The 23,730-nt window shown below is 59.0% G+C and carries 22 protein-coding genes; 10 read left to right on the forward strand and 12 right to left on the reverse strand.

The genetic code is table 11. The features are described from left to right. Positions 1-262: 262 nt before the first annotated feature. From DFR51_RS09245 to DFR51_RS09255, 3 genes are read right to left on the reverse strand one after another with little or no spacing between them, the layout of a single operon-like run. The gene (locus DFR51_RS09245; RefSeq protein WP_160119022.1) at positions 263-1,768 is read right to left on the reverse strand and encodes an aldehyde dehydrogenase family protein; all 1,506 of its coding nucleotides are present in this window, start codon (positions 1,766-1,768) and stop codon (positions 263-265) included. Between the two features lie 14 nt (positions 1,769-1,782). Further along, a complete protein-coding gene (locus tag DFR51_RS09250; RefSeq protein ID WP_160119023.1) occupies positions 1,783-3,426 on the reverse strand; it encodes a GMC family oxidoreductase in 1,644 nt (547 codons plus the stop codon). Then, the gene (locus tag DFR51_RS09255) at positions 3,416-3,979 is read right to left on the reverse strand and encodes a hypothetical protein (RefSeq protein WP_121050184.1); all 564 of its coding nucleotides are present in this window, start codon (positions 3,977-3,979) and stop codon (positions 3,416-3,418) included. The genes DFR51_RS09250 and DFR51_RS09255 overlap by 11 nt, the downstream gene beginning before the upstream one ends. 88 nt (positions 3,980-4,067) lie before the next feature. Here DFR51_RS09255 and DFR51_RS09260 point away from each other — a divergent pair, with 88 nt between their 5' ends. Together DFR51_RS09260 and DFR51_RS09265 are read left to right on the forward strand one after the other, a co-directional pair. Beyond that, positions 4,068-5,861: a CocE/NonD family hydrolase gene (locus tag DFR51_RS09260; RefSeq protein WP_121050186.1), complete on the forward strand. Its 1,794-nt coding sequence runs from the start codon at positions 4,068-4,070 to the stop codon at positions 5,859-5,861. Between the two features lie 38 nt (positions 5,862-5,899). Then, entirely contained in the window at positions 5,900-6,877 is a 978-nt protein-coding gene (locus DFR51_RS09265) for an MBL fold metallo-hydrolase (protein WP_170151768.1), read from the forward strand. A gap of 57 nt (positions 6,878-6,934) precedes the next feature. Here the strand turns inward: DFR51_RS09265 and DFR51_RS09270 are convergent, their stop codons facing one another. Next, a complete protein-coding gene (locus tag DFR51_RS09270) occupies positions 6,935-7,915 on the reverse strand; it encodes a dipeptide epimerase (protein WP_121050192.1) in 981 nt (326 codons plus the stop codon). An 89-nt stretch (positions 7,916-8,004) separates the two neighbouring features. Between DFR51_RS09270 and DFR51_RS09275 the strand changes: the two genes are divergently transcribed. Then, on the forward strand, positions 8,005-8,790 hold the full coding sequence (locus tag DFR51_RS09275) for an SDR family NAD(P)-dependent oxidoreductase (RefSeq protein ID WP_121050195.1): 786 nt from the start codon (positions 8,005-8,007) through the stop codon (positions 8,788-8,790). A gap of 7 nt (positions 8,791-8,797) precedes the next feature. On the opposite strand, the gene DFR51_RS09280 is transcribed toward DFR51_RS09275, so the two are convergent. From DFR51_RS09280 to DFR51_RS09305, 6 genes are all read right to left on the reverse strand, one after another. Further along, on the reverse strand, positions 8,798-9,748 hold the full coding sequence (locus tag DFR51_RS09280) for a GDSL-type esterase/lipase family protein (protein ID WP_121050198.1): 951 nt from the start codon (positions 9,746-9,748) through the stop codon (positions 8,798-8,800). Beyond that, entirely contained in the window at positions 9,660-11,027 is a 1,368-nt protein-coding gene (locus DFR51_RS09285; RefSeq protein ID WP_160119025.1) for a CapA family protein, read from the reverse strand. Before DFR51_RS09285 ends, DFR51_RS09280 begins: the two co-directional genes overlap by 89 nt. Then, a complete protein-coding gene (locus DFR51_RS09290; RefSeq protein WP_121050204.1) occupies positions 11,024-12,097 on the reverse strand; it encodes a M14 family metallopeptidase in 1,074 nt (357 codons plus the stop codon). The genes DFR51_RS09285 and DFR51_RS09290 overlap by 4 nt, the downstream gene beginning before the upstream one ends. A 105-nt stretch (positions 12,098-12,202) precedes the next feature. Next, on the reverse strand, positions 12,203-14,386 hold the full coding sequence (locus tag DFR51_RS09295; protein ID WP_121050207.1) for a 4Fe-4S dicluster domain-containing protein: 2,184 nt from the start codon (positions 14,384-14,386) through the stop codon (positions 12,203-12,205). A 34-nt stretch (positions 14,387-14,420) separates the two neighbouring features. Continuing rightward, positions 14,421-15,140 carry an SDR family NAD(P)-dependent oxidoreductase gene (locus DFR51_RS09300; RefSeq protein WP_121050210.1) on the reverse strand — a complete coding sequence of 240 codons (720 nt, stop codon included), beginning with the start codon at positions 15,138-15,140 and terminating at the stop codon, positions 14,421-14,423. A 78-nt stretch (positions 15,141-15,218) separates the two neighbouring features. Next, positions 15,219-15,551, reverse strand: coding sequence for an EthD domain-containing protein (locus tag DFR51_RS09305; RefSeq protein ID WP_121050214.1), 333 nt, complete (start codon positions 15,549-15,551; stop codon positions 15,219-15,221). 170 nt (positions 15,552-15,721) lie between these two features. Here DFR51_RS09305 and DFR51_RS09310 point away from each other — a divergent pair, with 170 nt between their 5' ends. From DFR51_RS09310 to DFR51_RS09320, 3 genes are all read left to right on the forward strand, one after another. Then, entirely contained in the window at positions 15,722-16,156 is a 435-nt protein-coding gene (locus DFR51_RS09310) for an ACT domain-containing protein (protein WP_121051505.1), read from the forward strand. A 208-nt stretch (positions 16,157-16,364) separates the two neighbouring features. Continuing rightward, positions 16,365-17,309, forward strand: coding sequence for a prolyl aminopeptidase (gene pip, locus DFR51_RS09315; RefSeq protein WP_160119026.1), 945 nt, complete (start codon positions 16,365-16,367; stop codon positions 17,307-17,309). Beyond that, positions 17,306-18,268, forward strand: coding sequence for a uroporphyrinogen decarboxylase family protein (locus DFR51_RS09320; protein ID WP_126494441.1), 963 nt, complete (start codon positions 17,306-17,308; stop codon positions 18,266-18,268). Before pip ends, DFR51_RS09320 begins: the two co-directional genes overlap by 4 nt. Positions 18,269-18,292: 24 nt before the next feature. Here DFR51_RS09320 and DFR51_RS09325 read toward each other — a convergent pair whose 3' ends face one another. Continuing rightward, positions 18,293-18,643: an EthD domain-containing protein gene (locus DFR51_RS09325; RefSeq protein ID WP_121050223.1), complete on the reverse strand. Its 351-nt coding sequence runs from the start codon at positions 18,641-18,643 to the stop codon at positions 18,293-18,295. Positions 18,644-18,777: 134 nt separating this feature from the next. Between DFR51_RS09325 and DFR51_RS09330 the strand changes: the two genes are divergently transcribed. Continuing rightward, entirely contained in the window at positions 18,778-20,553 is a 1,776-nt protein-coding gene (locus tag DFR51_RS09330; RefSeq protein ID WP_160119027.1) for an FAD-binding protein, read from the forward strand. Positions 20,554-20,686: 133 nt separating this feature from the next. Here the strand turns inward: DFR51_RS09330 and DFR51_RS09335 are convergent, their stop codons facing one another. Beyond that, positions 20,687-20,869: a hypothetical protein gene (locus DFR51_RS09335; RefSeq protein ID WP_121050229.1), complete on the reverse strand. Its 183-nt coding sequence runs from the start codon at positions 20,867-20,869 to the stop codon at positions 20,687-20,689. Between the two features lie 234 nt (positions 20,870-21,103). On the opposite strand from DFR51_RS09335, the gene DFR51_RS18800 reads away from it, so the two are divergent. The 3 genes from DFR51_RS18800 to DFR51_RS09345 all read left to right on the forward strand — a co-directional run bounded on the left by DFR51_RS18800 (position 21,104) and on the right by DFR51_RS09345 (position 23,246). Then, positions 21,104-21,373 (forward strand): hypothetical protein, encoded by a 270-nt coding sequence (locus DFR51_RS18800; RefSeq protein WP_126494443.1) that lies wholly within the window; start codon positions 21,104-21,106, stop codon positions 21,371-21,373. A 91-nt stretch (positions 21,374-21,464) separates the two neighbouring features. Continuing rightward, positions 21,465-22,499: a hypothetical protein gene (locus tag DFR51_RS09340; RefSeq protein WP_243445482.1), complete on the forward strand. Its 1,035-nt coding sequence runs from the start codon at positions 21,465-21,467 to the stop codon at positions 22,497-22,499. 93 nt (positions 22,500-22,592) lie between these two features. Continuing rightward, positions 22,593-23,246 carry a hypothetical protein gene (locus DFR51_RS09345; RefSeq protein WP_243445483.1) on the forward strand — a complete coding sequence of 218 codons (654 nt, stop codon included), beginning with the start codon at positions 22,593-22,595 and terminating at the stop codon, positions 23,244-23,246. Positions 23,247-23,730: the final 484 nt, after the last annotated feature.

Here is a 23,730-nt window from a genome sequence, read left to right on the forward strand (position 1 = left end):
TGGACATGTCTCTTCCTCCCATTGGTTATGAGCCTCGCCCCAAGAAGCTTTTGGTCGACAATATGTCGACATGTAGTATTCATCACATTTGATGATTGCAAGCCCTTGCGAAGAAGCTCTCTCTGGCGTTGCAAATGAGCATCACCGATTGATTGCCACAGAAGGACAGGCACCCCTGCCAGTACGTTTTGAAGACGCGGCGTATCGCCGATAATCGAAATCGGCGCCCGAACAACACGATCTCACGCGCCACTCGAAGTCGCTACCCTGCGAAGGAGACAGACTTCAATCGCGTGAATGCCCGCATGCCGTCCAGCCCGCCTTCAACACCCACGCCCGATTGGCCGTGAGGTTCGAAGGCGCCCGCCGTGGCGTCCACAGCTGTTGCCCCAGGCTTGCCCGTGATGGTCACCGAGCCGGCCTTGACGGCTCGGGCGAGACGGAGCGCGCGCGCCAGGTCGCGCGTCCAGACGCTGGCGGCGAGGCCGTAGATGGTGCTGTTTGCAAGTCTGACAGCTTCGAGCTCGTCTTCAAATGCGAAGACTGACAATACCGGGCCGAAGATCTCCTCCTGGGCGATCCGCATGTCACTGCGGACATCGGTGAAAACGGTAGGCATCCAGTAGCATCCGTCGTTGCGCCCGGAGTAGCCGCGCGGCAGGGCGGCCACAGCGCCTTCTTCTTGGCCGGCTTCGTAATAGCGACGCACTCTGGCGTGCTGATCCTTGCTGGCGAGCGGGCCAAAGCTGGTGGCTTCGTTGAGCGGGTCTCCCGCTTCAATCTGTTGCGCGCGGGCCAGTACGCGTTCAACTAGCGCATCATGAATCGAGCGCTCCACAAGGAGTCGCGACCCTGCCACGCAGACCTGCCCGGAATTAAACGTAATGCTGCCAACGACGGCGTCGGCAATCGCGTCGAGATCGTCGATGTCGTCAAACACAATCTGCGGAGACTTGCCGCCGCATTCGAGGATCAAGCGTTTCATGTTCGACTGGGCGGACAGTTCGATCAGTCGCTTGCCGGTCGCCGTGGAGCCCGTGAATGTCAGGAGGTCGACATCCATGTGGGAGGCAAGAGCGGCGCCGGCACCTGAACCCAGGCCCGGCACGATGTTCAGTACCCCATCGGGAACACCCGCTTCGGCCGCAAGTTCGCCCAGCCGCAGACAGCTCAAGGAGGCAATTTCGGATGGCTTGAGGACGACCGAATTGCCTACGGCGAGCGCAGGCGCGATCTTAGTGATTCCGATGTAGGCCGGGAAGTTCCAGGGCGTGATCGCGCCGACAACGCCAACCGGCTCCCGCAGATTGAGCAGCAGCGTCGAAGGATCATTCGGGATGACCTGATCGATCAGCTTGTCTGAGGCTTCGGCGACGGCCCGGACGGCATCAGCAGCGGCCCGCATATCAGGTGCCGCAGCGCCGATTGGCATGCCCATTTCAAGCGTATCGAGCAGCGCCAACTCGTCCGCATTGCGCTCAATGGCATCTGCAAAATTCATGAGGATCCGTGCACGCGCCCGCGGGGACAGATTGGCCCAGCTGCCCCGTTCAAACGCGACACGCGCGGCGGAAACAGCGGCATCGATCTCAGCTGCACCGCACGCCGGAAGGTCGGCAAGACGGTCTCCATTCGCCGGATTGAGAGTTGCGAAGTGCCCCTTGGCACTAGCCTCAATCCGGCGGCCATTGATCCATGGCCGTACATCAAAGCTGATTTCCTGAGCCTTGACCGTCCAGTTCACTGGCGCGACTTCGAGAGAGTTCATTGAATTTGTCTCCATTATCCTATTGTCTTGAGCCTGCCGGGTTCGCGGAGCAGTTCGGCAGCACGTTCCCCGATCATGACCGTTGGAGCGTGAAGGTTTCCGGAAGTTACCAGAGGAATGACCGAGGCATCCGCAACCGTCAGACGACCGACGCCTCTTACACGCAACTGTGAGTCGACAACCGCAGACGGGTCGTCGCCCATCCGGCAGGTGCCGCAAGCATGGTAGCAGATCCCCGCGTTCTCGCGGACATAAGCTTCGAGTGCCTCGTCGTTGGAGAGAGCAATGCCGGGAGAAAGCCGTCTGATGACCCGATCTGAGAAGGGCTTTGCGCGGGCGATCCGGTCGACCAGTCGTACTCCTCGCATCAAACGCAAAACGTCGTCACGGTCGCCCAACAGGTTAGGCACGATCATCGGCGCTTCGCGGGGGTCGGCAGACCTTAACTCGATCCGCCCACGTGACTTCGGGTGGCACAGTGACGGAGAGAGGGAATAAGTGTTCACTCCGGAGGTGAATGTGAAGTTGTCTTCAAGATAACCCCAAGGCCCGGAGAACAGCAACAGATCCGGAGACACTTCCTCGGGCCTGCTTTGCGCATAGGCCAGGATATGACTGGCACAGGAAATTGCCTGGCCTCGCCTGGCCAGGGCGAATTGTAGACCTGACAGAGCGAGTTGGTGCCATTGCATGGCAGAGCTGTATGTCCGGTCCCGGACCTCGTACTCGATGTAAAGTTCAGGATGGTCATGAAGATTGCCCCCGACCGACTGGCTGTCAGCCACAACAGAAATGCCGTGCGTCCGAAGCTGCTGTGCCGGCCCTATGCCCGAGACCATCAGTAGGTGCGGAGAACCGAAGGCTCCCGCGCTCAATACAATCTCGCGACGCGCCCTGACCTCGAATAGCTTATCATTTGCTGAGATCTGAAGACCTGTTGCTTGCCCTTGATCGAACACAATCCGTTCGACCCGAGCATGGGTAAGCACCCTAAGGTTAGGGCGCCGCCATGCCGGACGTAGATAGGCAGTAGCGCTATCCTGACGAAGTCCGCGAAGCTGGTTGGTCTGCGCAACACCAATGGCCGCCCCCTTCGCCAGGTTGATGTCTGCCACTTTCGGGATTCCGACTGCGGCAGCTGATTCGATCAAATCATCGGTGCTCGCATGAGGTGAACGAAGAACCTCGACATGGACAGGACCAAACTTCCCTCTGCCGGCCAGCCCGGGGCAATGCTCTGCTCGCCGAAAGAACGGCTCGACATGTCTCCACGACCAACCCGAAGCGCCCATTTCGGCCCAGAGGTCATAATCTCGCGGCAGACCTATCGCATAAATTACGCCATTGATCGTGCTGCTGCCGCCAAGAATGCGTCCCCGTCGCCAAGTCTCGGCCCGATCGAAACGGCTGGGATCGCTCTTGGTCTGGTAAAGCCAGGCATAGGGCTCCCAATCCTTGACGAACGACTGACCACCCGGAATGCGAAACTTCCAGTTGCGTTCGGAACCGCCAGATTCGATCAATAAGACCGAGACCTTGGGGTCTTCGCTCAAGCGCGAAGCGATCACGCAACCTGCCGAACCCGCCCCGACTATGATGTAGTCGTAGTCACCACCATATGGCAGGGTCTCAACAGGACTTGCCATCTCAACGACCAACTACTCGCCGGTAGGTCCCGTCGTGTATGACTTTCCAAGTGGCGCCCTTGTCGATCGAGAGCTCCCAGAGCTGACGATTTCCACCATCAGCCAGTGGGGAAAAGCTCATGCGATGAAGCCCGACAAATGAGTCCATGTCGTTCTCGCCAGTCAGGACTAAGGTAGAGCCCTCAAACTGCCCCGATAGGTACATCGTTTCGCCATCGTCAGTGACGAAAATCAATCTCCAGAGGCGGTCGGACTTGTCGTAGAACATGTGAGCACGCCCGTAACCACTAATCGCCCCCCGCCATTTCTCCAAAAGCATGCAGCCGCCCAGGACTGCTTCAACCTTGCTTTCGCCGGCCGGCGCGCCACCAATGCCGGTTACCTTGAACTCGCCGATCTTGAAATCAAGTTGCCGGTATACCGGATCCGTGCACCCTGCACCCGGAGGACCTGCGCGCACCTCGGCACGCCCGGCACAGCCACTTACCGCGACTAGGGCGGCAGTAAGCCAGATGCCTTTCCTGACGCGATTTATCATTGCAATTTCCTCCCTGGCAAAGGCCATGCGCGAGCTGCGTGGATTTTTTGTCGACACAAACAATACACGTTGTATGTTTGGGCCGCAACCATTCGAATGAAGTGAGTGAGAAGTCATGACCATTCTTAGCGACAATGCACCGGACAGCCGGGGTTGCGCCGACTACTCCGCACGCTTTGTCCGCATTCCGATGCGCGATGGAGTGGAGCTTGGTGCAATTCTGTATCTGCCGCTCAACCGGCCAGGTCCGCTGCCGGCGGTGATGGAAATGACTCCCTACTTGGCCGACAATTTGCACCGCGAAGCGATTTCCTTCACCCGTGAAGGCATGGCGTTCCTGGCGGTCGACTGTCGAGGCCGAGGCGGATCAGGGTCAGAGTTCCAGCAATGGATCAACGACGCCCCAGATGGATACGACACCGTAGAATGGATTGCTGCACAGCCCTGGAGCGATGGGCAGGTCGGCCTGACCGGTGGTTCATACACGGGCTGGAACCAGTGGATCATCGCGGGGACCCTGCCCCCCTCCCTTAAAACAATCGTGCCATCAGCCGCCTTCATGCCAGGGTATGACATTCCGCGTGGCGGCATTGGTTCACCCTATATCTACCGCTGGAGAGTCACGCTTAAGGGGCATTCGATTTCCTGGAACCTTGCTGCCGATACCTTGCTCTTCAACCGCATCCAAGGCGATCTCTACGCGCGCAACCACTCCTATCTTGGAGTACAAGATGAGCTGGGCTTCCACGCGAAAGGATGGGAAGACGACCTCCATAGCACGTCTTGGGGGAGCGTTTGGGAGGCGCGGCGCCCGTCGCAACAGGCGCTCGCAGAACTAAAGATCCCGGTACTTTCGCTGACAGGCCTTTACGACACTTGCCTGATCGGCACGCTAGAACATCACAGACGCCTGGAACGGCATGGCAGCGACGCAGCAAGGAGCAACAATTATCTGGTGATCGGACCATGGGATCACCGAGGCATGGACGGTTGCGACCAGGTATACGGATTGAAGTTCGGACCTGCTGCCTTGCTAGACATTCCGAAACTGAAGTTCGACTGGTACCGATGGATATTCGGTCGCGGAGAAAAGCCAGCCTTCCTAGACGCTCGGATCAAGTATTACCTGACCGGAAATGAGGAATGGCGGAGCGCCGATACCCTTGAAGACCTGTGCTCGAAGAGCAAGCCGCTATACCTTGCCTCCAACGGCAAGGCCGATGACATCTTCCATTCCGGATGGCTGACCGCCGAAGCCGGCGATAGTCCGCCCGATAGCTTCGTGAGTGATCCGACGGACCTTCGTCCGCTAGAAACGGAAACCAGTCTCAGCAACTCACCCGAGCTTTCGTCCGGGGGCGGTGCCGTATTCCCGCGTTCCTACAATAGTCTCTTCTTCATTCTAGGGGGTGAAGATCCGACCAATGCGGTCTTTTGTCACAATACCTATGGTCAGGGCGTAATCTATCACACACCGCCGCTGGACGAGCCTGCCCAAGTCGTCGGCGAACCGGAACTGGACCTTTGGGTCACCTGCGATGCACCAGACGCCGATCTCGCAGTGCTAATCTACGAGGTGCTTGAAGACGGATCGGTCATCTTCCTTTCTTCGAGCCAACTACGACTTCGGCATCGCGACGGCGGCGACCAAACAATGCCAGCGAACGAGCCGGTACTGCTCAAGTTCCCGCGCTTCCGCTTTGTCGCCCGACGCATTGCCCGCAACTCTCGCCTGCGCCTTGTCGTGCGAGCGACGGCCTGTTCCTTCATGCAGAAGAACCTGAACTCCGCCACGCCGGTACCGGAGCAACAGCCAGGCGAGGAGCGGATCGCCAACATCCAGGTTCTGCATGATCTGGAGCATCCCTCGCTTCTCAGACTTCCTACGAGCCCGGAGGTTGCGAAATGATATCGACCAGAGCCCTGCTAATAATTGCTGCCGCTACCATGCTGCCGGTTTCGGCAACCGTCCACGCAAAGGATGAAGGCAGCGACAAGAAACAGCCTGCCACACAAGTCATTACCCTCGGCACAGGAGGCGGACCGGCCTATCGCGACAAGAGAGCAATGTCATCGAACGCCGTTGTTGTCGGCAAAGATGTCTATCTTGTCGACACAGGCGACGGCCTTATGAATCGACTTGCATCTGCCGGTTTGGATGTCGGGCAGGTCAAGGGTGTGTTTATCACCCACCATCATTTCGACCACAACGCGGATCTTGGGGCGCTGCTGACATTTCGATGGTTGGCCAACGACCTTCTTGGTGAACCAGGCCACCCCCTTCCAGTTATCGGGCCTCCGATGACTGTCGGGTTCGTTCAGCATCTTGCTGCAGCCTTCCGACCAACAGAACTTGCTCCGATCACAATCGGCGGCACAGAGCCGGGACCCATTGCGCTTACGGTAAGCGCGCAAGATCTCCCGGGAGATCTGCTCGAGCCCAAAGTCATCTATCGGGATGACAAGGTTACAGTCACGGCGGTTCTCAACAACCACTACCACTATCAAGAGGGAAGCGCCGCCGCGCGCAATGCCCGCTCCTACGCCTTTCGGTTCGACACCGCCGACCGGTCGATCGTCTTCACGGGTGACACCGGGCCGTCACCCCGCGTCGAGGCACTGGCCAAGGGCGCAGATATGCTTGTCGCGGAAGTCATTGACCTGCCGAGGATAGAGCAGCAGTGGCGCTCGCGTGATGGCTCTGACCCAGCGCAGGTGGACGCACTGATTGCCCACCTGCGTCAAGATCACCTCACGCCTGAAGATGTGGGCAAGATGGCTTCTTCAGCCAAGGTTGAAATGGTTGTTCTCAATCATCTCGTACCTGGCTGGGACGACGAAACCGATCCAGAAGTCTATGCGAGAGGCGTGCGGCGCACCTTCACTGGTCGCGTCGTTGTCGCAAATGATCTCGACCGCTTCTGACCCGACGGGCGGCAGAATCCGCAAATGTCGATAACTGTCCGGGAGGAGCCTCGTCGCTCAGCCCCAAAGCTCCGCCTTGGGAAGGCCAATCCGGTAGTCGCTTGTTTCAAATCCGGACTGATGGTCTGCTGCAAGCCAGTGACTACCCAGATCCACCAGCGCGGCGCCGGGTGCAAGGAGTGTGGCTGGGGCCAGAGCAAGCGACGAACCACCGTTGCAGCCGATCATGGTCTTGAAGCCCAATGCGGCCGCGTCATGTTGAAGCGCCAAGGCTTCGGTAAGACCGCCGGTCTTGTCTAGCTTGATGTTGATCATATCGTACAGTCCGGCAAGTCGCGGGAGCGAAGAACGGTCAAGGCATGTCTCATCGGCGCAAAGCGGAACGAGCCTCGGGAGAGTCGAGAGGCCTTCTTCCAAGGCTGCAGGGACCGGCTGTTCGATGCATGTTACATCAAGCCTGCGAGCCACAGGGAGGATTTCCGACAACTGCCAAATGGACCAGCCTTCGTTCGCGTCGATGGTCAGCTCGTGTTCGGGGGCCGCGGATCTGACGGCTTCAAGTCGTTCGCAATCCAGCCCATCCGCACTCCCGAGCTTAAGCTTCAATCCCGGCGCGTTTTCCGCTTGGCGCGCAAAACTGGCCATACGCTCGGGCGTATCCAGTGCGATAGTTTCAAAGACGGCAAAGGTGTCATCGGCCATGATGTCGAGTTCGAGAACATCCCAGATTCGGCGCCCTTCTCGCTTCGCCTTGAGATCCCAAAGAGCGCAGTCGATGGCATTGCGCCAAGGCGAGCGGGGCAGGCGGGCGTTCAAGGCAATCGGATCGAGATGGGACCAGGCGGCCTGGTCGAGCGACAGCACCGACGCTGCTGCGGATCGGGTCACCTCTTCGTCAAACTCGTGAGGCTCACATTCCCCGCGCCCCTTAACGCCGTCGGACTCGATCGTGACCTCAAGGACAAGATTGTCCGTAAACACGTGACGGGAGATCGCGAACGGACGTTTGAGCGGCCATCGCCGGATTTGGGTAGTCATAATCGGAACGGTCAAGCTAACTTCCTTTCAATCGTGTTTCGCCTCCGGTCCTTCGGAGAAAGCAGGAGAACCCCATCATGTCATCGGCAATGCACCCTCAGTCTCCAGGCAGTTCACTGGCCAATTTGCTCAAAGGAGAGGTCGCAGTCATAACCGGAGCAGGCCGCGGTAATGGTGCTGCCATTGCCAGGGGCATGGCACTTGCGGGGGCACGGGTCTGTGTCGCCGATATCGACCGCGACGCGGCCGAGCAGATAGCGCACGAAATAGATCCAGCGGGCGAACGGGCAATCGCGATTGGCTGGAACATTGTCGACCCGTCCGAGGGAGAGGAAGCCGCCGATCGAATTCGCCGGTCCTTTGGCGCGACGACCATCCTCGTCAACAACGCTGGTGTCGAGGCTGGCGGCAGGATCGGTGATGAAGGCTTCGAAGCATCGTGGTCCAAGGTCATGGACGTCAATCTGGCCGGGACCTTGCGGGCGATCACGGCTCTCCTGCCTGATTTGCGAACAAGTCGCGGAAACATTGTCAATGTCGCCTCCATCCAGTCGTTCATTTCCTACCAGGCGGGCACCAGCGCCTACGCAACTTCCAAGGCCGCCTTGGCCCAGTTCACCAGATCGCTGGCTGCTGACCTCGCGGAAGACGGCATTCGCGTGAATGCGGTCGCTCCCGGCTTTTTCGAGACTGCCATGACCGAGGGAACGCGAAGCGATCCCGAGCGCTTGGCCCGCTTTCTTGCACGCGCGCCGTTGCAGCGGATGGGGCACCCGGATGAACTGGTCGGGCCGGTCGTGTTTCTTTGCTCGAAGCTCTCCAGCTATGTGACAGGCACGATCCTGCCAGTGGATGGTGGGCTGTTATCATATTGAGCTGCATTCACCGGGGTCTGCCCAGTTCCCCAAAAGTGGGGGCAAGCATGCCGGCGAAGCGGTAGTGATGCGTGGCATCCCAGTGGATGCCATCCACTGTATCCAATTCGCCGACAGCGGCTGCGTCGAGGAAACGCCAACCATGGAGGCGCGCCTGGTCAGCAAGCGCAGGCGCAAGTAGGCGTGAGCGCGCCAATGCATCTTCTTCAATACCAAGTTCCATCACCCGGCGCCCCAGGGGAATCGGGCTTACAAGGGTGATGCCCGGTGATTTACCACCAAGCCACCTGTGGGTTTCGAGCGCCGCGAGCACAGTCGCTGCAATTTTCGGTGCAATGACCTCGGGTTGCGACAGTGAAGGATATGCCAGATCGTTGGTGCCGAGCATCACGACCAGTTCGTCGACAGGCCAGTTGGCCAGGATCACGCCGCGGACATGATCAATTGCCGCCCGCGAGGTTCCGTCTTCAAATCTGGCCTCGCCACTCGCCAGACCACCGACAAGGCCGCAGATCCCGTGTTCGACAACGCGAAAGCGACCCCGGCCGGACCGCTCGAGAACCATGGGCCAACGGATTGAGGGACCATAGCGGGAATACCGTGTAGGCCCTGGATCGATTTGCGGCATGTAACCCCAGGTATTGGAGTCGCCGAAAGCCAGGAGAGTCGGCACCCTTGCATCTGCCTGCCGACCTGTGCCGCTTCGATCGTCCGCCTGGGCCTCAGAAGCTGCTGTCATCATCGAAGCTCCGCCTGCGATTGCCGCGAACGACAAGAGAAAGTTGCGACGGGAGGGCTGCGGGCTCGTTCGCCGTGCATTTTGCAGGCCAGCCTCATTCGCCCGTTCCAGTTGACAGGGTCTGGATTGGTCAGACTGGGCCATCGACTCTCCAGTCGTCGCCGACAACAACCCCGGCATAGTAAGCCATTTCGTCAACATAGCCCCGCATCGGCCCATCGCTGACGCCGCTGTCCAACTGCGTCAATGGAACAAGCCTAGTGATCTCCCTGCCCCCGTCATCCTCTGCGACCAGGCCCACGGGCACTAGCTCAAGACTTGCAATTCGTGTGACCGGTTCGCCACGGTAGTTGCCTTTAGCAATGCCGATGCGCGCAATGAGGCTCAATGCCATTGCCGGATGTGACAACAGGGTCGACAGATTGCCCAGGCTGTACAGGATGGGGACGGCGCGATCCGGGTAGACTGCGGGTCGGTAGATCTCCGCTGGCTGAGGCACGTGCGGATGATGTCCGATAACAAGATCGGCACCAGCCTCGGCAAAGCGATGGGCCCATTCAACCTGCTGGGGGTGGGGGTGAAGCTCAAACTCCAGTCCCCAGTGAAGGGCAACGACTACAAGATCGCAACCAGCATCACGACAGGCCTGGATCTGCAGTTCGATCGGGCTGATGTCTGGATCGGGCTCCAGGTGGAACGGTGTCATGTTGACGATCCACGGTTTGTCCTGTGGGAACGGCTTGAAGTTAACGCTGAAGGTGTGGGCCACCCAGCCGATCCTCAGACCTTTGATCTCGATAACCCGTGGCCTTTCGGCATCCTCCTTGGTCCGATTGACGCCTACCTGCGAGATCCCATCCTGATCCAGCCTGGCCAGGGTGGTCAGGATACCTTCCTCGCCACAATCCAGGATGTGATTGTTGGCGAGATGCACAACGTCGAACCGGCGGCCCTTGTGGGAAACAACCGTCTCGTACTGCATGGGTGTGAGATTGATCTTGGGCGTGCTCTCCGCCGTAAATTCGGTGGGCTCGACCTCCTCCGTGGTCAGGGTCGATTCAAGGTTGGCATAGGAAATGTCCGCCCCGAAGATCAGATCATCCACAGACTGGAACAGGCGGTCCTTCGCACCGTCGAGACCTGGGGTGCACATCAGGTCACCTGAGGCACTCATGGAAATTTCGGCTTCGACTGCAAAATCCGCCGGAAGCAGGTCGAAGCGGGTCTTCCTGAATGGCTTCAGCAATGCCTCGATGTCGACACCAGCCCTGCCCCCCCCTTTCGCGACCGGATTGATTGACTTGTAAAGCCAGTGCGCCAGGGACTCCGGATTGCGCGGGTCAAGTTTCACATCGACAGGAACGTCCCATCGGCCGTCCGAAGCGGCGCTTAGATGCTGCTCGATCGCATTGGCGAGTTCACCCGTGAACTTCATGATCGGTCGGGCATCGCGAGGCATGCTGACCGGGCGCAACTTACTAAAGGGGGTGTCAGTCACGGGCGGCATTCCTTCATTCTGCGAAACAGACCCAGAAACCGATCAGTCACTGCCATCTGCCAGTCGGGTTCATCGATATAGAAGGCATCTTTGAGCGCCTTCTTGAGACTGTCCGCCTGCTCGCCTTTCAGGTTTCCCCTCGCAACGAGCCAAGTTTCGGCTCGCAAGGCCTCCAGCGTCTCAGGTATGGGGTAGGTGCCGAACTCAAGCGCAACCATCACCAGTTTTTCGGAGCCGATCTCGTGATGCGCAGCATGAGCCAGCGAGCCGCCAACTTGTGCAGACACGGCCTCGCCGCCGCCGGTCCAGGTGACGTCTTCTCCGAAAATCGCCTTGGCCTTGAGATACTCAGCTTCGGAAGTGACGCAGATGACCTCGCCAACGCCGCGCGGACCAAGCCCGGTGTGAATGTCGATTGCAATAACTTGACTGGCATTCGCGCAGTGCTTTCGAAGCAGGCTTCGCCAAGTCTCGTTCGACCAGGCAGGAGCCTTGCCACCATAGAACAGGCCATCGGGGTGAGTATATTGCCCACTGGTCATCGCGACCTGAAAGGCCCTGAGTCCGCGTTCAGTGATATAGGCATCGATTGCGGCGTCCGCCTCGGCCCGTGCCGGGCCATCCCAGTCCCGAGGCACGAGCCAGTTGTGGATTTCGTCATAACCCGGATTGGCAAGGGCGACGGAGTGATCGACGAAGTTCCGGTTGAGGTCGATATTGTCCTCGTTAGTCCTGCGGAGCCATGCAAAGCCATAGGGGTTCACCGCGTGGACCAGTACGACCGCAGTATCGCCAGGCAATCCGTCGAGCAGACCTGATGCCAGCAGTTCAGCTTGACATCCCGAGCCGCAAAAGCCCTCGACCCCGTGAGCACCCGAACTGATCAGGATAACCCGTTCGGCATCGCTTGGCCCCAATCGCGCCACATCGCACGACAGAGTTTCGCCCTGCGGCCCATTCTCTGCTGGATGTTCATAACTTTCGAGCGCAAAACCGCGGCGGCTGGCGAGCGTGCGGAAGCGCTCACGAGCATCGACATAGTCATTCGGGAAAAGCATAACGCGAAGCATCTCCGTCAAGTCCCTGAATCTTGCCGACACAATGTATGCACAAAGCAATCCGGGGGCCAGACAATTCTTTCCGGCCAACTCGCTGTCACGGTCGGGTCCGTCGACTCAAGGACCATGTCCCTTCGCCCCTTCAGGGTAAAAACTGGCTTCGCAGGCGAGCACGTCCCCTTCCCGGCCTTGGAAACTGGTGGAATCCTCGGAAGCGCTGCTAAGTGCGGCCAGGTCAGCACGTGCCTTTCCATAAAGCGCTTGACCAGCTTCGCGATCAACAGGGACGACCTGATCCAGCGTAGTGCCGCCAACCGGCTGTAGCTCCGGTGGGAAAATGGCCAGCTTCTGCAATCCTGCCAGCTTGTCCTCCCGCCCGAGATTGAGGTCTCGCTCGTTGGTACCAACTCGTGGGCGCTGGGCAATGCCGTCTACTACCTCGAGATCGAACCACCACTTCTTCACCGGATTGCGTGAGCCATTGCCTTGAAGGTCATCGTCAAGGGCAATCGCCCTCGCCAGTTCCGGGTGCTCGATGGATCGCCAAATCAGTTCCCGGGCCGTGATCGTGTCCTCCCGGTTCCAAGGGCATGTCTTCATACACCGACCGCAAGCGGAGCCCTTCTGTTGCGTGATGCGGTACTTGGCGCACTTCTCAACGTCCGCTTTCCAGACCTCGTATCCGTTGAAGAGAATCTTCGGTCCGAAACTGATCGCGTTACAAGGACATTCCCGCGCACATTTCCGGCAGCTTTCACAAAATGACTGCAGATTGAAATCAATCGGCTGGTCGACAGTCATCGGGAGATTGGTGGTCAAAACCACAGACTTCGAACGCGGGCCAATGAACGGATTGATCAATGTGTCGCCAATCCTGCTTACTTCACCCAGCCCTGACATGACGATTACCGGGTTGTGGATGATTTCTGAATCGGCATTCGTGTGGGTTCTTGCGGAGTAGCCCAAGGCTCGACAATGCGCCGCGATGACACCGGCAATCTCGGCTCCGCGCATATAAGCGCGCATGGACTGGGAGGCGGAAATCCAATCATCTCCGGATGCGCCTTCCATAGTCTCAAAGCCCTGATCGATCAGCATGCATACCGCATATTTGTGATAAGCGGCGATTGGGCTGCCATTCACGGCATCATGAGAGTAATACATCCACGGTTCGGCTTCGCAGATACCGACGAAATCAGCTCCCAGATAGTACCCTAGCGCCTTTATTGAATCCGCGTTGAACTGCGCCTCGGGCACCTCTTCAGCGGGCTTCTCTTTGAGGACCGGCTCTCTTGTGCCCTGTAGCGGCACCATGCTTCTAATCAGAGGCGCCATAGCCAGTGCATAAGGATGCTTCATCGGAAACCTGGACATTTCCTCCTTGGCCTTGGCTCCGAGGTCACCGGCGGCGGCGCGATAGAAAAAGTCGCCGCGCTTCGGAACACGCTGAATGCGATCTCGCAGGACCAGGGTGGTTGGTTCACTAACCCGCTGAATCCGTTCCATGGGGTAGTAGCCTAGGTGCAGCGGTCGTTTGTCGTGATCGTTCGACCACCAGCTTGGTCGGGTTCCATTCCTGCCGAGAACGACAGATGGATCGTCAGGCTCAAGTGCGCAGTCGACGGCCAGCGGCAGGTCTTCGGCCATCTCGTAATCACAAGTCACCGCGCCGATCCGGAAACCGCGCCGCACAAAGGGGGCCACAAGCCGCTCCTGTTCAACCCGCGCCAGACCAGCTCGCACCGCAAGCTCTTCAAGCGAAATCGCCGACGCCCCATGCACGTGCCCACGCGCAGCGAACCCCATCCACCGGACATAGCCGGCGAGAACGGAAGCGATTTCCGCCGCGCGCATATCCGTACGAGTTGCGTTGGTTCCGGCAATCCAGCTCTCGCCGGGATCGCCTGCCCATGGTTCGCGACCGAACTCGACCAGGAATACCAGGGCATGGGTATGGTGCCGCGGAAGGTCAGTACCGTCCTTCGGCGTGATGCGGCATACGCCGGCAAGCGAGGCATCGAGAAAGTATGCCGAGGCCTTGAGATTGTGCGCCCTTGCCGACCGATCCGACGGCACTGGGGCAACTTGCGGAGCAACAGGGCCGTCGAGGAGCCCTTTGAACAGCTCCAGATACTCGCATATCGCTGGCAATGCCGAAGCGCTGGAGGCAAGCCGGTTATCCGATGGTTGTTGCGCTGTCGAACCGTTCGGGACCGAAACCGGCTCTGCAATCCGGCGCAGATGCTCGAGAGGGTAGGGACCCAGGTGGACCGGGCGGTCCCGGTGACTGTAAAGACGCACGTGTCAGCCCTTCCCTGTCATGAGCCTTGCAGCCCTATTCAAGCATTCCCGAAGCCAGATAGCCGCCATCGACATAAAGCGTCTGGCCATTGACCCAGGTTGTCCTGGTCAGAAACAGGGCGACGTCCGCAATCTCATGAGGCGCAGCGAGGCGCCGTCCCGGTGTCCTGCGGATGATGTCAGACATGACCTGCCCGTCATTTCGCGTCGAGACCATATCGCGTGAGGTTACGTCCACCGGTCCCGGACCAACGGCATTCACACGGACGCCATAAGGCCCGAGTTCCACGGCGAGTGCCTGCACGAGCGCTGCCTGCGCCGCCTTCGTGACACAATAAAATGACTCATTCTGCCAAGCCTGGGCGGCCGCAATCGATGTTATGACGACGATGGTGCCGCCCCTGGCATCGCGCATCCGGCGCCCGGCGGCCTGAGCGACGAGGGCAGTGCCCAGCACATTCACCTTGAGCAGTTCGAGGATCGTCGCAGGATCGGCATCCAGTACGCCGTGACGGCGACTGATAGACGCGGTCGCGACCATCCAGTCGGGAGAGGCCCCGGCAAAGGCTTCATCGATTGCGGCGAAGGCCTTCTCGACGCTTGCCGGATCGCTCTGATCGCAGGCGACAAAGTGCCCGCAACTGCCAGGTCCGCGATCGAGGACAATCACCTCATCTCCACCCTGGATGGCGGCTTCGACAATCGCCTGTCCAATGCCACCGGCCCCTCCGACCACGATTCCCTTACGCGCCACGTGCGTTCTCCTGACAAGTCCCGTGCAAACTCTCCCCGAGCATCTCCTCCAGACCGCCCGCCTGCAAGGCTAAGGGAATCAGCGAAATCTCGTCTCATCGACGATCATGCGCGAGAACCGGCTGGTATGGGCCAAGGTATCGGCACGGGTAGCGCTAGAAGGATTGCTGTAGGCTGCATCGAACGCGGCGCGATCGGCAAACCACTGCTCTGCAATGCCATCCCACTCACAGCTATCACTGGTCGCGCCCGGTGCACTATCATCATCGTCTGCCCGGATGTTGACGACATAGCCGGAGAGATGAGCCTGTTGGCTGTTGAGCACATCTTGAGCATGCCCCAGCCACCATTGACGAAACTCTGACAGCGACAGACCTTCCGCCCGCTTGAGAAACCATATCACTTTGATCACTGACTACCCCTTCCAACCGCTATCGGCGGATTGTTTCACCAAGTGGTGAGCATCCCGATCGCCCAACTCTCTTGTATACATTTTGCATACATGACGACAATCCGCAACTGTTGTCACAGACATGAAAGGAGCTCAGCGGTGTCCGCTCAAGTCGCAGCGATGACGGGATGATGAAACAGAACAAGCCGGTTCGCGAGCGCAGGGCCATGTTGGCGGGTATGAAGCCTGCCCCATGCACCGGAAGCTACGTCTTTTGCTCGACGACAGACCAGGAAGTCATCGTTGCCGCAAGAGAACGGGCTCTTGCGGTTTTCCACGAACAGGAAGGGGTCTCATTCGTGCTTGCAAAGGACGTTGCGGTAGAACTCGGCTTCGACGCCTCGATGCCGATGTCTCGAATTGTCCTCGGTGTCTATTCCGCCCTAGACGGTGTTGGCCTTACCGCAGGTGTTGCAACCGCGCTGGCGGAATTGGGCATCCCATGCAACATGATCGCGGCTTACCATCACGACAATGTTTTCATCCCTGAAGAGATGAAGGAACTCGCCTTGTCGGTCCTCGAAGCACTGCAGTATGCTTCAAGTTCGATCGACGGCGCGGAGTAAGCCTCGCCGATACCCGGGATTGTGCAGCTTCGGGAATGTCCAGTTTCTCGCGCAGGCCTGGAGAGCTAGAATGGCTGCGTTCCCGATGCACTAGGCATTATGCATACTCTTTGTCGACAAAGATTGCATGCCAACCCCGAGTGGTTTATCTCTGCATCATGCGCGCCCTCTTCGGACGCCTAGTGAAGCAGCGGAGCCAGATTCAGCCATGACTTTCTATGATGGACAGCCAGTCCGCAACAGGGGCCGAATCGACCTCGGACAAAGCTATGACCTCTACTTCGAGGAAAGCGGCAATCCGGAAGGGTTGCCTGTGCTCTACCTGCATGGCGGACCGGGTGCAGGCATGGATGCTTCTGCGCGGCGCTTCCACGATCCCTCTACCTACAATCTCATCATGTATGATCAGCGCGGTGCCGGACTGTCGAAGCCCTACGCGGGCATCGCACTCAATGACACCTCACTGCTGATCGAAGACATCGAACAGCTGCGCAATCACCTCGGGATCGAGCAATGGATTGTGTCGGGCGGCTCTTGGGGTTCTACGCTCGCACTGGCCTATGCCGAGGCACACCCTGCCCGCTGCTCAAACCTTGTACTGCGCGGCGTCTTCTTGGGTACACGCGACGAAATGCACTGGGTCAACCAGGGTATGCGCAAGTTATTTCCTCTTGAGTGGCTGGAATGTGTCGAGGGGATGAGCGAGGCAGAACAGGATCACCTTCACTCGACTATCCGTGCGCGCCTGTCCGGACAAGACCGAGAAGCGGCGGTCCGGGCCGCCATCGCACTGGCAAAGTTCGAGTGGATAGCTGCAACGGTGAACCCGGACCTGAAAGAGATCGAAGCTGAGCTGACTCCCGAATTCTCGCTCCAATACTCCCAGATCGTCTGCCACTATGTTATGAACGATTTCTTCATCGATCCGGACCAACTGATCCGCGAAATCGGCAAGGTTCATGGCATTCCGGGATACATCGTCCAGGGGACATGCGATTGGGTCTGTCCGCCGTGGTCGGCAGTCAGGCTGCACCGCGCTTGGCCCGGTTCACGGCTCCTACTCCTGAAGGGTGCCGGTCATTCCTCAAGCGAACCGGCAGTTGCGGAAGCGATGTGGGGCACGATGGAAGAGTTGAAGGGGCTCGCCTCGTGAACAAAGTCGAGCGGGTACGCGCAGCGCTTGCAGGTCAGCAGGTTGACCGAGTGCCTGCAAGCTTCTGGCGGCACTTCGGGCAAGATCAAGCGAACGGGCGCGGCATGGCGGAAGCTCATATCGCATTCTATCAAGCGACCGACCCCGACTACCTGAAGGTAATGAATGACGATCCCTTTGTGTTTTCTGGCGTTGAGCGGATATCTAGCCCCAGCGATTGGCGGCGGCTGAAACCCACTTCGCGGCACGACGCGGTCCGGGTCGAATACCTCGATGGGCGCAGGCGGATTCTCGACGCAATCGGCGACGAATGCATGATCATTGTCACGATGTTCAATCCCTTCGCTACGGCCAATGACAACATGCTAGGCCAACTTGATTTCAGTGATGTCGGGTTTGACAGGATTACGGCGCATCTTCGCGAAGATCCCCAATCGACGTTGGCAGGCCTCGGCGTGATCACCGAAAGTCTGTGCGAATTCACCCAGGACTGTCTGGAACTGGGCGTGTCTGGTTTGTTCCTGTCTGCAAATGGCGGAGAGCGCGGCCGGTTCACGGCGGAGCAGTTCAGCGAATATGTCTCGGTCCATGACCGAATGATACTCCAGGCCGCTCTCGATTCCGGCTCCGAGTTCAACCTCCTTCACATGTGCGGCGGCGATTTGAGAATGGAGGCCTATCGCGACTACCCAGCTCATGCAGTCAACTGGGCACCGCAAGCGAACAACCCCAGCCTTGCTGATGGCCGAAGACTCTTCAGCCAAACTCTCGTGGGCGGGATGGATCAGGCTGGAACGCTGGTTTCGGGCACACCGGAAGCGATCGAAGCTGAAGTTCGCGCAATCATAGAAGAGGTTGGCCCGCGTAATTTCATGTTGGGAGCGGGCTGTGCGCTTGAAGGTGAAGCACCATCCGGCAATCTGTTGCTGGCCCGCAAAGTCCTGCAGATCTCGAATTGATTCCGACCTGATCGAACTGGCCGATTAACGATTGGAAGGCCAGTCGAGTATGCAGTCTTCCGAGACGACCAAGCGGGCCATAGCGCTAACATGCGCCATCACGTCCGCGCGCGTTTCAGGCGCCGAAGGAAGCGAGAAGGCCTGTCTCGCCTCTTCCATGGTCTCGAACCACTCCTCCGCGACTCCATCCCAGCCAGCCTCGACGCCAGTCCCACCAGGGAGATCGTCGGCTAGGCTAACGTTCACGACATAGCGCGAGATAAGATGGCCCTGCCGGGTAGCAATCATCGGCGCGTGCCCTTCAAGCCACCACTGACGAAATTCCTCCATCGACAAGTGTCCCGCCTTGCGAAGGAACCACATCACCTTGACCATTTGTCACTCCATCAATGCACCCCGAAGAGCTGCATCCACATTGACACATTGTCGACATGCTGCATACAATGCTCTTAAATGGACCTTGCCTCCTGGTCAATTCAAATACGGCTACGGAAATTTGGAAGTTCGATATGCGGGATGAGGTTTTCGATTGTGACGTCCTGGTTATCGGCTCAGGTGCTGCTGGCCTTGCTACGGCGGTCACTGCCGCTGTTCTTGGTCTCAAAGTCATTGTGACGGAACATGCAGCGCATATTGGTGGTCCCAGTGCGATTTCCGGTGGCGAGGTCTGGGTACCGCTCAGCCGCCAGGCAGGTGGATCTGCCAATGACAGCGAAGAAGCAGCGATCGGGTATCTCGCACGCGTGATTGGCGACAATTTCGATCGGGACAGGGTTGAAACCTATGTCAAGAACGCTGCCACGGCCCTGGCGTTCCTCGAAGACAACAGTCATCTCAAGTATGAACTGCTCCAAACGGTTGTCGATTACTTCACTGACCTGGAAGGCGCCACCAAGGGCCTCAGGTCATTGGGCGCCGTGCCGTTCGATGGCCGCCGACTGGGCAGACACTTCAAGACAATCCGCTCGCCCATGCCGGCATCGATGATCTTTGGCGGGATGTCCCTCGGTCGGCTCGACATTCCTCATTTCTCACGCTTCACACGTTCATTGCCGTCCCTGCTGCATGTCTGCGGAATGCTTGCCAAACACGCGCGCGATCGCCTGCTGGGCCACCATCGTGGAACCCGGATGGTCATGGGCAACGCATTGGTGGGCAGGCTGACTTTGACACTCATCGAACGGAAGGTTGCGCTCTGGACCAATACGTCGACCCTGGAACTGGTCCGCAAACATGACAGGGTGCTCGGAGCCCTCGTCGCGCATCCATCAGGTCGGCGGCAGGTGAATGCGCGCCGTGCCGTCGTCATCGCTACCGGCAGCTTTTCGGGAAATCGTCAGAAGCAAATCGAATTCCTGCCACACGTCAGGGCTGGCCAGCAGCATCGCTCACACTTGCCAGACACCAATGACGGCTCCGGCCTGGACCTTATTCGCAAGCTTGGCGGAAGCATCGACAACACTCTTGCCCAGCCCGCAGCCTTCACGCCGGTATCCATTATTCCCAGGCCGGACGGCGCAGACTGGCTAACCCCCCACTTCGGCGACAGGGCCAAGCCCGGGGTGATCGTGGTCGACGGCAGCGGGAACAGGATTGCCAACGAGGCGACCAACTATCACGATTTCGTAGGGCAGATGCTCCGGCATAGTGCCGGCAAGGTCAGCGCTGAATACTACCTCGTCACCAGTCATCGTCACCTTCGGGCTTATGGTCTCGGACGTGTTCCGGCATCGCCTGGTCGGATTTCGCCATTTCTGGGCAATGGGTATCTGCTGAAAGGCCAGACATTATCGGCCCTTGCCGGAAAACTTGGGATCAATGCCGAGGGCCTCGTCAAAACCGTAGCAGCCCATGACAGGCATGCCATTCGAGGTGATGACCCCCTGTTCAATAAGGGCGCAACGGCATACGAGCGAGCAGGCGGTGACGCAGCCAACGAGCCGAATCCCTGCGTTGCCCCCCTTGGGAAGGGGCCCTACTACGCCATCCGAATGATACCCGGCGACATCGGCACGTTCACAGGGATCCGCGTGGATGCAAAGGGGCATGTCCTGACGGATGGGGGAGCCGAAATCCCCGGCTTGTTCGCAGTCGGCACTGCCACATCGAGCATAATGGGCGGAACATATCCCGGGGCAGGCGCAATGTTGGGGCCGGCTCTGACTTTCGGTTTTCTTGCCGCCAAAGCAATTGCGGAAGAAGCAACGGATCAGCGAGCGAAGGCGCCAAAGCTTGAAGAAGGCACGACGCGCGGGGGCAATGTCAAATCGACAGGTCACAGATAGCCTCCCTCGCGAACGGGCTAATCCGGTCCATGCCATGTAAGTCCTGAGCCAAACCGCACAGCCCGTTCAAGGGATTCCACTCATCACCTGAGAACATCGGCCCGCTTGTGCCCATGTATGTGCGTGTCTCTTGTCATTGCGGACCATCGAGGAACTGTTGCTCAAGCGGGGCATCGCCCTGCGCGGTGAGACCGTCCGGCTTTGGCGAGATAGCTTGGCTCCGGTGCTTGCCGCCGATATTCACCTCTCGCGGGTCAGCGGTTTGCGCGATTTTGGGTAATTGGGTCGGGGCCTTGGTGCGGTCTTCGTGGATCAATAACCAGACGAACTATTTCTAGCGGACAATCGATCAGGTAGGTCATCGCTGACTTTAAAGCGGATATTTCGATGACCGTTCATGGCAAAACAGTCCATCTTATGCAGCCGATGAAGATCGGTGAAGGATCGCCGCGTGGCCGAACTGCGCGATCTCGCCATCGACCTAGCCGCAAGGGCCGCTTCCTTCTGAAGCGGTCTGCCTGGAGGCATTCAAACCTCCCTCGCGCAGCTCGTGCGGGCAGTGAACTGCTACTGCAGCAACCTGATCAAAGGGCACAACACGCACCCGATCGACATCGAGCGCGCTCTCAATAATGACTTAAGCGCTGATCCCGAGCAGCGAAACCTTCAGCTTGCAGCCAGGGCGCATATCGCGGTTCAGGAGTGGATCGATGCCGGCGGACTGCGGGATCGAGACGTGCAGGTCGGCCGCCGCGTGGCGATCAGCCCGGGCGCAATCCCGCGCTTCGCAAGGCGGCCCGCTCGGCCCCATGAGGCATAAATGTCGGATTTATGCCTCATGGAGAGGCAGCATGGACACCGCTTGCAACTCGTATAACATCTCAATGGACATTTAACAGTAGTGATGTTAGATGAGAAAGGTGATGTTAGAAAGAGTCCCTGACGCGCGGTTGGAAGCGCTGGCGGAAGCTGCTGAAGCGTATGTAGAGGACGCGTTCGGACAGCGCTTTGCCCTCGTGCCGGTAGCGCCCACCAACCTGCCGCACTTCATCCTCGATCGCTACGCGATCTGGCAAGGCTGGCTGGACGGCCGTGCGCTGCTACTCATGGTCGCCAGAGAAAACCTGCCGCCAGGGTCAGGCGCGACGGCCCAATACCTGAAGCATCGAGAAATGGTTCGCCACCAACTCGGGGCTGACCTGGTCCTCCTGCTGCTGAGCCGCGTGCCGGGCGCAATCCGCCGCCAGATGATGGAGCGCAAGATCGGGTTCATCGCACCTGGCGCGCAGCTCTATGTCCCCGAAGTGTTCCTCGACCTGCGCGAGCGCGCACCAGCATTCGCGCTCGTTCAAGCCGAGCAGATCAGCCCGACCTCGCAATTACTGCTGCTGGCGGTCATGCAAGGCCGCACTCTGGATGGCCTGAACCTCACCGAACTATCGGACGAGCTGCGTGTCTCGATCATGAGCATCAGCCGCACTCTGGATGAGCTCGAGGCGCTCCAACTGGCGAAGGCACACCATGTCGGTCGGCAGCGCCGTCTGCACATGGCTCTTGGGGGCCGGGAGCTTTGGGATACTGTCCAGGCACAGCTCCGATCGCCGGTGCGCAAGGTTCGGGAGGTCTGTACCCTGGATGGCGAGGTCATTGGTCCTCTTGCCGGGACAACCGCGCTTGCTCGCTACACCATGCTGGCTCCGCCGCGGGTCGAGACGAGAGCCGTTCTGGCTGCCAGTTGGAAGAACCTGCAGGCGGCATGGTCCTTGAGGACTGCCACAGCCTTCGATGACGAGCGCGTCGAAGTCCAGACATGGACCTACGATCCCAGAATTCTCGCCAACAATGGCGTTGTCGATCGCCTCTCGCTTTACCTCAGCGTCCGGGGCAGCCCGGACGAACGCGTTGCGCAAGCGGCAGAAGAACTATTGGTGACCATTGAATGGTGATCGGGGTCGATCGCTTTAGGGCGCATTTCGCGGGCCACGAGCATCAATATGTGCTGATCGGTGGGGCGGCCTGCGAATTGATCATGGACGAGGTTGGGCTCGATTTCCGCGCCACAAAGGCTCGATATCGTCCTGGTGGTCGAAGCGCTGGACAGCGCCTTCGCGACGCGCTTCTGGGCTTTTGTCGAGGCGGGCGACTACGAAATCAGGCAGAGTAGCAAGGGTGCGAAGGTCCTTTACCGCTTTCAGAAACCGAAGGCTGAAGGCTATCCCGTCATGCTCGAGCTCTTCTCTCGCGCGCCCGAAGGCCTGAAGCTTGGCGGCAACGCCCAACTGACGCCGCTGCCCATCGATGAGGCCGCGGGCAGCCTGTCCGCCATCCTCCTCGACGAGCGCTACTATGAGTTTCTGAAATCGATGGTGCGTGAGGCCGGCGGCATCCCGGTCCTTGATGAGGCAGCAATCATCCCGTTCAAGGCACGTGCCTGGCTAGATCTTACCCGCCAACGCGCTGAAGGGAGCCATGTCGATGAAAAGAACATCCGCAAGCACCGCAACGACGTCGCGCGGCTGTTGCAACTGTTGAGCCAAGAGGCCCGATATGAGCTGCCCGGCCCCGTTGCCGACGATATGCTCGCCTTTGTCGAGAATGCAGCGATCGAAGACGACTTCGGCCCCAGGCAATTCAAGGTGAACATGACGTGCGAGGACGTCGCCGCACGCCTACGCGCCGCTTACCATCTTTGAGCAACCGTCAGGCGGACGGGTTCTGCTTTATGACGTGGAAAGCGCCGCCCTACAGACGGGTGCCCTCGCCAATCGTGGCAACGGATCGCTAGCCCTTTTAGCCTTCTCCTATTCTCCAGACGTGGTTCGCTCATTTGCATTGGGCTCGGGGCCTTTCATGGCCGGATCGCCTTCATTGATCGTGATTGCGCGAAAGAATCGACCGGGCACGGGTCACCGCTGCCCATGCTGGTCCACGGCGGCCGGGGGCGAGTTGGCGGCGGCGAGGAAATGGGTGGAAATCGCGCCGTCAAACATTACATGCAGCGAAGCGCCCTGCAGGGAAGCCCACGGAGCCTGAGCAATGTGGTGCGGCAATGGCTGCCTGGAGCTCCGCAACCCGAAGCAATTGCGCATCCATTTAGGAAGCGTTTCGGCGAGCTCGAACTCGGGTATACCCTGAGGACAGGATCTCGGACGATCACCCTTGATGATGTCAAGCATT

The sequence above is a fragment of the Sphingosinicella microcystinivorans genome (assembly GCF_003634215.1).
Classification (GTDB): Bacteria; Pseudomonadota; Alphaproteobacteria; order Sphingomonadales; family Sphingomonadaceae; genus Sphingosinicella; species Sphingosinicella microcystinivorans.